The organism is Sphingomonas phoenicis (assembly GCF_047238005.1).
GTDB lineage: Bacteria > Pseudomonadota > Alphaproteobacteria > Sphingomonadales > Sphingomonadaceae > Sphingomonas.
Map to the genome: position 1 here is coordinate 3,562,793 of NZ_JBDFMC010000002.1, position 12,381 is coordinate 3,575,173.

The 12,381-nt window shown below is 66.7% G+C and carries 9 protein-coding genes; 5 read left to right on the plus strand and 4 right to left on the minus strand.

Going from position 1 to position 12,381, the window contains the following annotated elements; translation table 11 throughout:
• Positions 1–6: 6 nt before the first annotated feature.
• Both ABC319_RS17800 and ABC319_RS17805 read right to left on the minus strand, forming a co-directional pair.
• Positions 7–951, minus strand: coding sequence for a 3-keto-disaccharide hydrolase (locus ABC319_RS17800; protein ID WP_413071500.1), 945 nt, complete (start codon positions 949–951; stop codon positions 7–9).
• 12 nt (positions 952–963) lie between these two features.
• Positions 964–2,382 carry a carboxylesterase/lipase family protein gene (locus tag ABC319_RS17805; protein ID WP_413071501.1) on the minus strand — a complete coding sequence of 473 codons (1,419 nt, stop codon included), beginning with the start codon at positions 2,380–2,382 and terminating at the stop codon, positions 964–966.
• 414 nt (positions 2,383–2,796) lie between these two features.
• Between ABC319_RS17805 and ABC319_RS17810 the strand changes: the two genes are divergently transcribed.
• Positions 2,797–5,151, plus strand: coding sequence for a beta-L-arabinofuranosidase domain-containing protein (locus tag ABC319_RS17810; protein WP_413071502.1), 2,355 nt, complete (start codon positions 2,797–2,799; stop codon positions 5,149–5,151).
• Positions 5,148–6,701: a family 43 glycosylhydrolase gene (locus ABC319_RS17815; RefSeq protein ID WP_413071503.1), complete on the plus strand. Its 1,554-nt coding sequence runs from the start codon at positions 5,148–5,150 to the stop codon at positions 6,699–6,701. Before ABC319_RS17810 ends, ABC319_RS17815 begins: the two co-directional genes overlap by 4 nt.
• 7 nt (positions 6,702–6,708) lie before the next feature.
• Here the strand turns inward: ABC319_RS17815 and ABC319_RS17820 are convergent, their stop codons facing one another.
• Entirely contained in the window at positions 6,709–7,614 is a 906-nt protein-coding gene (locus ABC319_RS17820) for a glycoside hydrolase (protein WP_413071504.1), read from the minus strand.
• A gap of 240 nt (positions 7,615–7,854) precedes the next feature.
• On the opposite strand from ABC319_RS17820, the gene ABC319_RS17825 reads away from it, so the two are divergent.
• Together ABC319_RS17825 and ABC319_RS17830 are read left to right on the plus strand one after the other, a co-directional pair.
• Positions 7,855–9,234: a glycoside hydrolase family 27 protein gene (locus ABC319_RS17825; RefSeq protein WP_413071505.1), complete on the plus strand. Its 1,380-nt coding sequence runs from the start codon at positions 7,855–7,857 to the stop codon at positions 9,232–9,234.
• The gene (locus ABC319_RS17830; RefSeq protein ID WP_413071506.1) at positions 9,215–9,622 is read left to right on the plus strand and encodes a hypothetical protein; all 408 of its coding nucleotides are present in this window, start codon (positions 9,215–9,217) and stop codon (positions 9,620–9,622) included. Before ABC319_RS17825 ends, ABC319_RS17830 begins: the two co-directional genes overlap by 20 nt.
• A 186-nt stretch (positions 9,623–9,808) precedes the next feature.
• Here ABC319_RS17830 and ABC319_RS17835 read toward each other — a convergent pair whose 3' ends face one another.
• Positions 9,809–11,872, minus strand: a complete 2,064-nt coding sequence (locus ABC319_RS17835) for a TonB-dependent siderophore receptor (RefSeq protein WP_413071750.1) — start codon at positions 11,870–11,872, stop codon at positions 9,809–9,811.
• A gap of 175 nt (positions 11,873–12,047) precedes the next feature.
• On the opposite strand from ABC319_RS17835, the gene ABC319_RS17840 reads away from it, so the two are divergent.
• On the plus strand, positions 12,048–12,371 hold the full coding sequence (locus tag ABC319_RS17840; protein WP_413071507.1) for a hypothetical protein: 324 nt from the start codon (positions 12,048–12,050) through the stop codon (positions 12,369–12,371).
• Positions 12,372–12,381 lie beyond the last annotated feature (10 nt).

Sequence of the window (12,381 nt, forward strand, 5' to 3'; positions counted from 1 at the left end):
GGCGGTTCAGCCGCCCCCGACGATGATCGCCGGCAGGCTGCGGATCGGCTCGACGGTGATCGCCCGGAACCAGGTCTCCGCCCCCTCGGACTGAAGCTGGATGTGCCCGTGGGTCAGCGGGCGGCGGCTGCCGTCGGGTGCGATCGTCGCCAGATCCTCGACCGCGGCCACCGGCGTGCCGTTCACGACATGCACCGCGCGGTCGCCGACGACGTACAGGTCCAGCGTGTTCCACTCGCCGATCGGCCGCTCCGCATCGGTCGCGGCCTCGACGTTCCAGGTGGGGGTGCCGTTGATCATGTCGATCCGCCGCCCGCCGACGCGAAAGCGGAGGTGCGGGGCGATCAGCGACGGATCGGCGGTGACGGTGGTGCGTGCGCGCACGTCGCTGCCGACGACCACGGCCATGCCGGTCGCCCCCTTCATGATCTCGAACTCGACCGATGGCTGCCACGTGCCGAACACCGTGCCGGGCCGGCCGTGCGTGTGATAGAGGAGACCGTTGTTGGGCGGCTGGTCCGTACGCGGCGCCCAGCGCTGCGGCCCCCAGCGATATTGCAGGCGCAGGTGATAGTCGCGCAGGTCGGCCCGGTGGACCAGGCTGCCCCAGGTACGGCCCTCGATCCGGATCGCGCCGCCACCGTCGATCCGCCGCACGGCAAAGTCGCCGGCGCGGCGGCCGGTGCCGATCGGCGCGCGGCCGGGATCTGAGCGATAGGTCAGCGCCGGATCGTCATAGCCGAGCCACGGCGTCCAGCCGTCCAGCGTCCGCCCGTCGAACAGGGCGATGCGCTTGCCGGTCGGGCGGGGCAGGGGGCCGAGCGACAGGCGCTGGGGTGTGGCGGCGGGCGGGCCGGCGATGGCGGTCGCCTGCTCGATCGACTGCCCGGTCACTGTCGACGCCGGGAGTGCGAGCACGGCGAGAAGGGCCGCGGCCCCGTACCTGATCATGTCTCGCAACCGTCAGCGCGGGCCGGCGGGCGCGGTGTCGGCGACCAGCCGGGCGCCGCCGTCCGTGTCCAGGTCGAGCATCGGGCGCGACGCGGCGGTGTAGCGCGGCCAGGCGGGCAGGCCGGCGCCCTCCGGCCGGGCTTGCTTGACGAAGGCGACGAGGTAAGTGCTGGCCGTCCGCCCCGCCGACCGGTCCGCCGCCGTCGTCTGCGCGCCATACTTGATCGCCGCGGTGTCGAAGAAGAACGGGATGTCGGTGGCGTGGCCCGCGCCCTTCGTGTCGGGCGTGCGCACCGACGTCGCGACGTAGGAGAAGCGATAGTAATAGGTCGGCACGCCCTTCGCCGCGAGCAGCGCGGCCATGTCGCGCGCGCCGCCGATCATGTAGCCGTCGGCGCCGCCGATATCGTTGCTGGTGGCGCCCAGCATCACCGGCATATGGGCGAACCGGTCGCTGCGATAGGCTGCGACGGGATCGACCGCGATACGGCCGTCGACCACCGGGCGGCTGTAGGTGAGAGGTGCGCCGGGCCGCGGCGCCATCGAGGCCAGGTTGAGCCCGTCGACCACCGCGTCGGCAGGCAGCGCGCGCAGCTTCGCCAGCGCCTGCGGATCGTCGGCGGCGATCCCCTTCGACCGGGCGAAGGCGGTTCCGATCGCTTCCGCGTCGGCGATCGAGGGGCCGGGCGTCGCGCCGGGACCGCCGGACTGGATCACCGCCTTGTGGAACAGGCCGCGGGACAGGGGCGAGGTGAGCAGCGCGTGGACCGACATGCCGCCCGCGCTCTCGCCCATGATCGTCACATTGGCCGGATCGCCGCCGAATGCGGCGATGTTGCGCCGGACCCAGCGAAGCGCCGCCAGCTGGTCCATATAGCCATAGTTCGCCAGTCGGCCGCCATCCGCATCGGCCCGGGTCAGCTGCGGATGCGCGAAGGTGCCGAAGCGGCCCAGCCGGTAGTTGAAGCTGACGACCATGATGCCGCGCTTCGCCAGCTCGGCCCCGGTATAGGTCGGCGGCGACGAGCCGCCGTTGACGAACCCGCCGCCATAGATCCACACCAGCACCGGCAGTTTCGCCGCCGCGCCGGCGGGTTTCCAGACATTGGCGTACAGGCAATCCTCCGCCGGCGGCGTGCCGAGCGGCGCGGCGTCGCTGGGGAAGGGCAGCTGCATGCAGTCGTGCCCGTACCGCGTCGCATCGCGCACCCCGGCCCAGGCGGCGGCCGGCTGCGGCGCCCGCCAGCGTAATTGCCCGACGGGCGGCGCGGCGAAGGGAATGCCCTTGAACGCGATCACGCCCGCCTCGCTGTCACCGCGCAGCATGCCGGTGTCGATCCGGACGGTCGGTGCGGCGGATGGGGGCCCGGAGGCCGGGGGTGCCGCGCCGGCCGTCAGGAGGGCGGCTGCGACGATGATCGGGTTGCGCATGTCATGCCTCACCGGAGTAATAGCGGACTGGATCGGGGACGATCGCCACGCCGCTATGCGCACCGCGATCGCGGTCGGTAAAGGCCGGACCTTGGTCGCGGCTGACAGTGGAGCGGGGCTGTTCCGGGCGGCGAACACCGGCCGGGCGGTGCGATCAGGAGCGGATCACTGATGTGGCTGGTGAGCCGGATTGGACATGTCTCGAACGTTTTCGAAAACCTTCAGCCGAGGCGCGGCGGATTATCCAAGCATTCAAGGCGATTCGTGAAGAGGCAGTAACATCAGCCTTTTATCCTTGATCGCCACGCACTCGGCCGCGCTAGTGTAATATCGTATACAAAAGTAGTTTGTCCGAGTATAAGGCGGAAGCGGAGGGGTGTTATGCTGGCTGGTCCGATTGCTCGACGAACGTTGATGTCCGGCGGCAGCGCGCTGGTCGCAGCGGCGATGATGCCGCGTACGCTTCGTGCCGCAACGCTGGTGGACGTTGGATCGATACCGCCGGCCCATCCGATTCCGCTTGCAGATGTCCGCCTCATGCCGTCCGATTTCGCGACTGCTGTAGAGGCCAATCACCAGTATCTGCTGGGTCTCAGCGCCGACCGGCTGCTGCACAATTTCCGCAAATATGCCGGGCTGGAACCCAAGGCGGATATCTATGGCGGTTGGGAGAGCGACTCCCTCGCGGGTCATACGCTGGGCCATTATCTGACCGCGCTGACCCTGATGCACGCCCAGGTCGGCGATCCCGAATGTCGGCGTCGGGCCGAGTATATCGTGGCGGAACTCGCCCTGGCGCAGGCGAAGCGTAGCACTGGCTATGTCGGTGCGCTCGGCCGCAAGCGTAAGGGCGAAAGTGGGATCGTCGACGGGGAAGAAATCTTCCCGGAGATCATGCGCGGCGAGATCCGGTCAGGCGGGTTCGATCTCAATGGCTCCTGGTCGCCGCTCTACACCGTGCACAAGCTGTTCGCGGGTCTGCTCGACGTCCATCAAGCGTGGGGCAACCGCCAGGCCCTGGTAGTCCTGATCGGCCTGGCTACCTATTTCGAGCGGGTCTTCGCAGCACTCGACGACGCGCAGATGCAGGCGGTGCTGGGCTGCGAATATGGCGGCCTGAACGAGAGCTATGCGGAATTGTATGCGCGTACCAAGGACCCGCGCTGGCTGAAGGTGGCCGAGCGGATCTGGGATCGCCGCGTGCTCGATCCGCTGGCGGCACGGGAGGACAAGCTCGCCGGTTTCCACGCCAACACCCAGGTGCCCAAGCTGGTCGGGTCGGCGCGCCTGTGGGAGCTGACCGGGCAGGAGAAGTACCGCACCGCCGCGCACTTCTTCTGGGACCGGGTCACGGAACATCACAGCTATGCCATCGGCGGCGACGCAGACCGCGAGTATTTCTTCGGACCCGATCGCATCGCCGGCGCGCTGAGCGAGGCGACGTGCGAGCATTGCAATACGTACAACATGCTGAAGCTGACGCGGCAGCTGTTCAGCTGGGCACCGGACGGAGCGCTGTTCGACTATTACGAGCGCGCACACCTCAACCACACGCTGTCGCAAATCAATCCGCGCAATCGCGGCTTCACCTATTTCACGCCGATGCTGTCGGGCGCAGCGCGTGAATATGCGCCGGCAGGCGAGGAGGGCTTCGTCTGCTGCGGCGGAAGCGGCATGGAAGCACATGCCAAGCATGGCGACTCGATCTTCTGGGAAAGCGGATCGATGCTGATGGTGAACCTCTACATCCCCGCCCAGGCGAAATGGGCGCGGCAGCGGGCGGTCGTGACGCTCGAGACCGCGTATCCCTATGGCTCCGACGCGCAGCTTGCCTTCACGGCACTCGGCCGCCCCGGTCGCTTTGCCGTGGCGTTGCGCATACCCGGCTGGGCTGCCGGTCGGGAGATGGTGACGGTCAACGGCAAGGCGGTAACTGCCGTGCGGCGCGCGGGCTATGCGATGGTGGAGCGCCGCTGGAAGGAAGGCGACACCATCGCGATCACCCTGCCGCTCGATCTGAGGACGGAGGCGGCGCAAGGCGGCGGTCCCGTCGCGATCCTGCGCGGACCGCTGGTGATGGCGGCCGATCTGGGAGCGGCGGACGCCGCCTGGACCGGGATCGAGCCCGCGCTGGTTGGCGACGCGCCGCTGGCGGGCTTCATCCCCGCGGCATCGCCCGCCAGCTATGACACGCGCGGGGTGATCCGGCCCGCCGACCTGCGCTTCGTGCCCTTCTATCGGCAGTATGACCGCCGCAGCGCCGTCTATTTCCGTCGTTTCACCGAGGCGGAGTGGCGGTTTGAAGAGGCAGCGTTCGCCGCCGAGCAGCAACGGCAGAAGGACGTGGCAGCGCGCTCGATCGACATCATGCATTTCGGCGAGATGCAGCCGGAACGCGATCATGATCTGGAAAGCGAACAGTCGTGGCCGGTCAGCTATCGCGGGCGCAACGGCCGCGATGTCCGATCGGGCGGGTATATGGCGTTCACGCTGAAGACGCGTCAAGGCCCGCTGATTCTCCAGGCGACCTATTGGGGGGAGGACCGCAATCGTGGCTTCGACATATTGGTCGACGATGTGAAGGTGGCGAGCGAGCAGCTGAAGGGCGAGACGCCGGGCAAGTTCGTCGATGTCGACTATGCGCTGCCCCTGGCGCTGACCCGCGGCAAGGCGGCGCTGCGCATCCGCATCGTGCCCCATGACGGGCAGACCGCCGGACCGGTGTTCGGCGCCCGCTTGCTGGCGGCCAAGGCAGGAGAGACACGGTGAACCCACTCGCAACGGCCGCTTTCGCCGCCGCATTCCTGTCCGCCGCCGCGACCGCGCAGACGGGTACGCCGGTAACCGCGCCGGGCAACCCGATACTGGCGGACGGGCGATACTACTCGACCGATCCTGCCCCCATCGTCGATGGCGACACGCTGTGGATCCTGGCAGGGCGTGACGAGGCACCCGCCGACGTCAACGACTTCATCATGAAGGAGTGGCAGCTGCTATCGGCGCGTGATCCGGCGTCCGGCCGGTGGACGCACTATCCCGCCATCGCCCGGCCGGAGGCGGTGTTCGCCTGGGCGGAGCCGGGGCGCGCCTATGCCGGGCAGATCGTGAAGGGACGTGACGGCCGCTTCTATCTCTACGCTCCCGTGCTGCAGCGGGACAGCAAGGCCGAGGACCGCTTTGCGATCGGCGTTGCGGTGGCCGACCGCGTCACCGGTCCCTGGCGCGACGCGCACCCCGGCGGCCCGATCGTGTCGCAGACGGTTCCGGTCGCCAACACCATCCAGAACATCGATCCCACCGTCTTGGTCGATGACGATGGCCGGGCATATCTCTACTGGGGCACGTTCGGGCAACTGCGCGGGATCGAACTGGCCGCCGACATGGTCACGCCCAAGGGGTCGGAGATCGTCGTCGACACCCTGACCGGCTTCTTCGAGGCGCCGTGGCTGATGAAGCGGCGGGGCACCTATTACATGCTGTATGCCGGCAATAATGTCGGGCCGGACTCGCGCTGCACGCCTGCGCTTTACCATGCCTGCATCGCTTATGGCACGGCGTCGTCACCGCTCGGACCGTGGACATATCGCGGCACGGTACTGAAGCCGGTCAGCTCGACCACCAGCCATCCCGGGGCAGTCGCGTTCAAGGGGCAGTGGTATCTCGCCTATCACACGGCCGACGCGGTCGGCGGAGGTCATTTCCGGCGCAGCGTCGCGCTCGATCGGATGGAGTGGGACGACAGCGTATCGCCGCCCGCGATCCGGCCGGTCATGCCGACGCGCCGGCCGGCGCCGCCCGCTGGCCCTACCCGCAACGTCGCCGCCGCTGCCGAGGCGCACGCCTCGAACGCGCCGATCCCGGTGCAGTACTGGATCAGGGCACTGAACGACGGCATCGTCAAGGCCGCACCTCTGCCCCCCGATCTGTGGGGCAGCTGGACGCCTGACAATCCGCCACGCCAGTGGATCGAGTATCGCTGGGCACGGCCGGTGACGCTCGACGGCAGCCGCATTCGTTTCTGGGCGGATCACCCGGCCGGGGCGGACGAGGGTGTCGCCCCGCCGGCATCGTGGCGGCTGGACTATTGGGATGGCGGGTGGAAGCCGGTGCCAGGCGCGACCGCCTACAACATCGCTGCCGATGTGTGGCAATCCGTCCGCTTCCGCCCGATCACCACCCGCTGCCTGCGCGCGACTTTCGTGGCGTCGGGTCGATCCGGTCGTCATGCCGGACTGGCGGTGCAGGAGTGGGAGGCGCTCGTGCCGCGCCCACGGCCGGCGCCGCCGCCCCCTGTGACGCCGATCGCGGATTGCGGCTGACGACTGGTCAGCAGACCTCGGCGGTCGATTGGGGCAGGGGGCCGGGCGGTACGCGTGCGGGGTGCTGGAAATATACGTCGCCCGGCAGACGGTGGCGCGTGCCATAGACCTCGCTCAGTCCATTGTAGAGCGCGACATCATACGCGGCCAGTTCCGCATCGGATAGGATGCGACGACCGTCGACGACCGCCACCTTGTTGGAATTGAACCAAGTCTGCGTGCCTTCTGCCCAATATTCGTCGATCGTCACCGCCGCATATTCACCCTTCCACATGCCCCGTTGCATCGCCGACGCGTAGGCGCGCTCGACCCTGGCATAGAGTGCCGGATCGACCTGGTGCGCCGCTTCCAGGATCGCATGAGAAAATTCATGGACGAAGATGTTCTCGCCGAAATAGCGCGTGCCGGGTACGCCGAGCAGGTTCTCGGTCGCCGCGCTGGTCAGCAGGCCGCCCATTCCCCGCGCACGACCGTTCCAGTATTCGCGGTCGGTCAGACTGCCGATCCGCTTCGCGTAATGCTTGCGCTCGCAGATGGTCAGCCGTTCGTCATCGATCGTCGGCTTCTTCCAGTCCCGCTGTTCGGGCAGGTCGACCGTACCCTCGGCCTCGGCCATGATCGCGACGCGGAAGCCGGTGGCGATCATTGCGCGGCGCAGGTCGGGTCGCTCGGCCAGCATCGCGACCGCGATGTCGCGTGCCGCCAGCAGCGCCGCGTCCGGCACCGCCGCCGAGGATGCGATCGGAACGCCCTCGGCATCGACGTACCGCTGATAGAAGGGGTCGAGCTTCGCCGATGGCGGCGGCGGCCCGATCACCCGCGCGGCATAGGCGGTGGCCGATCCGGCGTCGGTTGGGGGAGCCGCAACCGCAGCCGTCGCCGCGAGCCACACCGCCGCAACCGTCGACAACATCGACCTGTTTCTGAGCAACAGCAATCCCCTTGGCATTCCTGGTATACCGTATAATTGTGAAGCGGGATCTGACAAGGGAGTTCGCCGATGATCGGGCAAGGCACGTATACATCGGCAAGGCAGGCTCTCGCTGCCGTAGCTGCCATGCTTCTCTCTGTCTTGTTCGCTGCTCATGCTGCCTCGGCAGAGACGTGGCTGTTCGACGATGGTCCATCTTATCCGGGCGTCACGATGATGCAGGTGGCTGACGGCGCTAATCCGAGCGGTGCGATCACCACGACCTGGTACGGCACCATTCCGATGCTGAATTCGCGGCGAACCGGCGACACCCTGGTCTTCGACACCCGCAACCTGAACGATCCGGCGCATCCGACGCGCCGCTGGATCGCTCGCTTCGCCGGCGGCATGGTCAGGTTGGAGGGCGGGATCTGGCATGCCGACCTGAAGCAGACCGGCCGCCCCGGCACCGATGCAGAGGTGGCGCGCCGCGCCTTCCGCCCGGCGCCCGCGCTGCCGCCGCTCGGCACGCTGCCGCCCGACAATCTGGCGCGGACGCCGCCGATGGGTTGGTCGAGCTGGAACAGGTTCGCCGAGCATATCGACGACGCCACCATCCGCGCCATGGCGGATGCGATGGTGTCCAGCGGGCTGCGCGACGCCGGGTATCGCTACATCAACATCGACGACGGTTGGCAGGGCACGCGCGACCGCGAAGGCGTGCTCCAGCCCAACGCCAAGTTCCCCGACATGAAGGCGCTCGCCGAATACGTCCATGGCAAGGGACTGAAGCTCGGCATCTATACCTCGCCCGGGCCACGCACCTGCGCGGGGTATGAGGGCAGTTATGGCCATGTCGAGCAGGACGCGCGCAGCTTCGCCGCTTGGGGTGTCGACTATGTGAAGTACGACCTGTGTTCGGGCGAGTGGTTCTACGCCGATGCCGATAGCGTGCAGCGCACCTACTACCAGATGGGCGCCGCGCTGAAGGCGACCGGTCGCCCGATCATCTACTCGCTGTGCGAATATGGCCGCTTCAGCGTATCACGCTGGGGACGGCAGGTCGGAGGACATTTGTGGCGCACGACCGGCGACATCACCGACGATTATGCCACCATGTCGGACATCGGCTTCACCCGTAACCCGAAGTTCGCGCCCGCCGGGCCTGGCGCGTGGAACGATCCCGACATGCTGGAGATCGGCAATGGCGGGATGAGCGACGACGAGTATCGCACCCACATGACTCTCTGGGCGATGCAGGCTGCGCCGCTGATCATGGGACACGACCTGCGCCGGACCACGCCGGCGGCGCTGCGATTGCTGACCAATCGCGACGTGCTGGCGATCGACCAAGACCCTGCCGGCGTGCAGGGAGGGCTGGTGCGAAAGGCTGGCGATGTCGAGGTTTGGCGCAAGGACCTCAACGATGGATCGGTGGCGGTAGCACTCTTTAATCGCGGCAAGCGTGCGGCGACAGCCAGCGCGCTGCCCGCCGACGCCGGGGGGCGGAGCATCGCGATGGTGCGCGACATCTGGTCGGACAGGATCGTACCGGCTGCCACGCGCTTTCGGATACCCCCGCACGGCGTCGTCCTGCTGCGGATTGAAGAGCCGGCTGTATGAAATTGAATTGAAGATTCGGGGTGAGATAATTGTCTGGCATTTGTCCGGCACGCTTTCAGGCTACGGCGTCAGCCCGGCAGGTACGCCGCCGTTTCGCTGCCGCCGTGCGCCATCGCAGGCTCAATCGCAGGACGGCCCTGGAAAGGCCGCCAAGCAGGCCGACGTCGCGATCGAAAAGGTGATCGCCGATCCCGCGGTCAAGTTCCTACGCAGCACGATTGAGGAACGCCCGGCTGTCACCCCGCCGGCGCTTGAGGCGGCAATCCTCGGGCCCTTCGAGATCGGAGCGAAGCCTTTTCCTACATCCCTGTTATCCCGCCGCAGCCGGCGGGCGCCACCGACGCGAACTAAATCAGCAAGATCGGCATTCCGCCCTACGGCATTCTAGGCCTGCGGAACGATCCAGCCACACGGCGGCGGCAACGCATGGACTGATCGAGCGCATCTCCGCCGACTATTGGCTCGTGGCAGACTGGCTAGAGACGACGCTGACACCACAGAAATCTAGCGGAAAAGTACTCTTCTCCGCCGAGCAATCGGACGCAATGTGAGGCGACGACTATTTCCTTTTCGATCAGAAGCGGTAGCCGAGCGTCGCAAACACGTTGCGAGGCGCCGAGACGAAACAGTCTCCACGTGCAAGGCACGAGGCGAACGCCTTCTTGTTGAAAAGGTTGGTGGCATTGACGGCGAGATGCCAGCGATCAAGCGTGATTTCGGCGAGCGCGTCTACCGTAGTGCGCGCCGGCGTTGTCACAGTGTAGAGGGTGCCCGCCGCAATGCCGGGATTTAGTCCATAGGGATCGACTGGACCGGTCGATCGACTCTTGCCGTTGTACACCACGCCCGCGCCCAGCCGAAGCTGCGCGCCGTCGCGGTCGCCGAAGGTCTTGGTGGTCCAGGTCGAGGCGATATGCCTGGGCATGAAATCCAGACTGGTGTTCACTTCCGACTCCAGCTGGTTGTAGCCGTAATTCAGCAGCAACTCGAAGTTGTCCGGCAGCGTGTGGCTTGCTTCGAACTCAACCCCCTTGGTGATCAACTCGCCCGACTGGGTCGTGACGTTGTTGGCGAGATAGAGGACGCGGTTAAGCTCCTTGATGTGGAAGCCGGTCACGGTGACGAGCGTGGCCGGGGTCGGCTGCCACTTCACGCCCGCCTCGTACTGAGTGCCCGTCTGCGGCGTGAACGGGTCGCCCGGCGCGCCACCCGGGCCGGTTCGGCGCCCGGCGATCGGCAGGAAGCTCTCGGTGTAGCTGAAAAACGGCGCAAAGCCGCCGCCAATTTCGCCAATGATGCCAGCGCGGAAGGTCGTGGCGTTGTCGTCTTGTCCGGCCGAGTTGGTAACGTGGTCGCGCCGTGCGCCGACGATCACCGAAACACGGTCGAACAGCCGGATCTGGTCCTGCACGTAGACGCCGAGCTGCTTCTGGAAGTCGTAGGCGAACGGACCGGACGGATCGAAGGTACGCAGTGCGTCATAGTCGATGTCGTAGAGGTCGATCGTCTCAATTCCGCCACTGGAGGTATTGGCGTAGCGCTTGCCGACCTTGTTCCAGCTATAGTCGAGCCCGACCAGCAGGGTGTGCTCGACCGCCGCACCGGTGTCGAACCGCAGCTGCACGTTGTTATCGGTCGAGAAGACGTTCATGCGCGCGTCGCTGGCATCCGCGGTGAGCCCGATCGTGCGCCCGTTGCGGCCGTAAACCGCAAACGGATCGGTTGGGTTGGTATAGCTGTCGGCGTAATGGGTGAAGTATTCAAGGTCGCTGTCGATGTAGCGCGCCTTGAGGCTGACGCGCACCGCATCCGAGAACCGGTGAACGATGCTGCCGCCGCCCTGCAACGAGCGCCCGGCGTAGCGGTCCCAACCCGGCTTGCCGACGAAGGTATAGGGATCGAGCCGCGCACCCGGGTTGCCGGGGTTGGGCCGGAAGGTGCCAACGAGCGGCAGGAACTGCGAGGTCGAGCCGGTGTCGTCCTCCTGGTAGAGCCCGGTAAGCACGATGTCGGTGTCGGCACCCGGGCGCCAGCGGATCGACGGCGCGACCATGACGCGGTCGTCGGGCACGAAGTCGACATAGGTATCGGCGTCCCGCACGCGCCCCACCGCGCGCACTGCGAGCGAATCACTCAGCGCGAAGTTCAAGTCGCCGAGCACCTCCTTCCGATTGAAGTTGCCGTAGACGAGATTGAGCTCGCCGCCGGTGACCATTTCGGGAGTCTTGGAGACGAGATTGACGAGGCCGCCGATCGATCCTTGGCCGAACAGCACCGACGCCGGGCCGCGCACGATCTCGACGCGCGAGAAATTATACGGGTCCGAGGCGATGCTGGCGTAATACGAGAAGATGTCGCGCATCCCGTCGCGGAATTGCAGCGCCTGGATGCCGCGCACGTTGAAGCCATCTACCCGAGTATCGCGCCCATAGGGATTGGCGAGCACGCCGGCGGCGTATTTGACGGTATCGCTGATGCTGATCGCGCCTTGTGAAAGATACTGGTCGGCAGCGATGATCGTCAGCGGCTGCGGTACCTCGATCAATGGCGTCTCGGTCTTCGTGCCGGCGTTCGCGGCAGTAACGACGATGTCTTCGCCCTCGCCCGTTACGCCATTGTCGATCGTCGGATCGGCCATCTGCGCCCATGCCGAAGGTGCGAGCAGCGTGCCCGCCATGCCCACCATCACCGCCAGCTTCCTCATCGTCCACCCCTTACCGTCTGACCAAATCGACGGCGCGCATAGCAAATTGCGAACGACTATCAATAGCGTTGTTCTTGCGAGTCACGTGCAACGGCGGTAAGTCGCCGATATGGAGCAGATGATTGCCACGAACCATCGAACATCGTCGCGCCGATGGCTGCGCATCCTGCTGGCCGGACCGGGCGCGGTCGTCGTCACGCTAACGTTGCTGGCGGGCATGCCCCTGTGGCTGCCGGGCGGCGCAGCGGGCATAGACAACATCGCCTTTCCCCTGGTGCTGGCGCCGTTGATATGGGCGCTCTTGTTCTTTCACGCCTGTCTTGATCGCAATCTCGCGCGCGTAGCGTTGATCGCGGCCGCGCTGTTCGCGGTCCACGCGGGGTTGGTCGCCGGCCGCTTCGCGGATGCCCGTCCTGGAAGCCACGCGGAATGATCCGGCTCCG

Bases quoted from the DNA above. Each gene is read 5' to 3' on its own strand.
- ABC319_RS17800 (WP_413071500.1), bottom strand. From the start codon at position 951: ATGATCAGGTACGGGGCCGCGGCCCTTCTCGCCGTGCTCGCACTCCCG.
- ABC319_RS17820 (WP_413071504.1), bottom strand. From the start codon at position 7,614: ATGTTGTCGACGGTTGCGGCGGTGTGGCTCGCGGCGACGGCTGCGGTT.
- ABC319_RS17835 (WP_413071750.1), bottom strand. From the start codon at position 11,872: ATGGCCGATCCGACGATCGACAATGGCGTAACGGGCGAGGGCGAAGAC.
- ABC319_RS17810 (WP_413071502.1), top strand. From the start codon at position 2,797: ATGTCCGGCGGCAGCGCGCTGGTCGCAGCGGCGATGATGCCGCGTACG.
- ABC319_RS17805 (WP_413071501.1), bottom strand. From the start codon at position 2,382: ATGCGCAACCCGATCATCGTCGCAGCCGCCCTCCTGACGGCCGGCGCG.
- ABC319_RS17840 (WP_413071507.1), top strand. From the start codon at position 12,048: ATGGAGCAGATGATTGCCACGAACCATCGAACATCGTCGCGCCGATGG.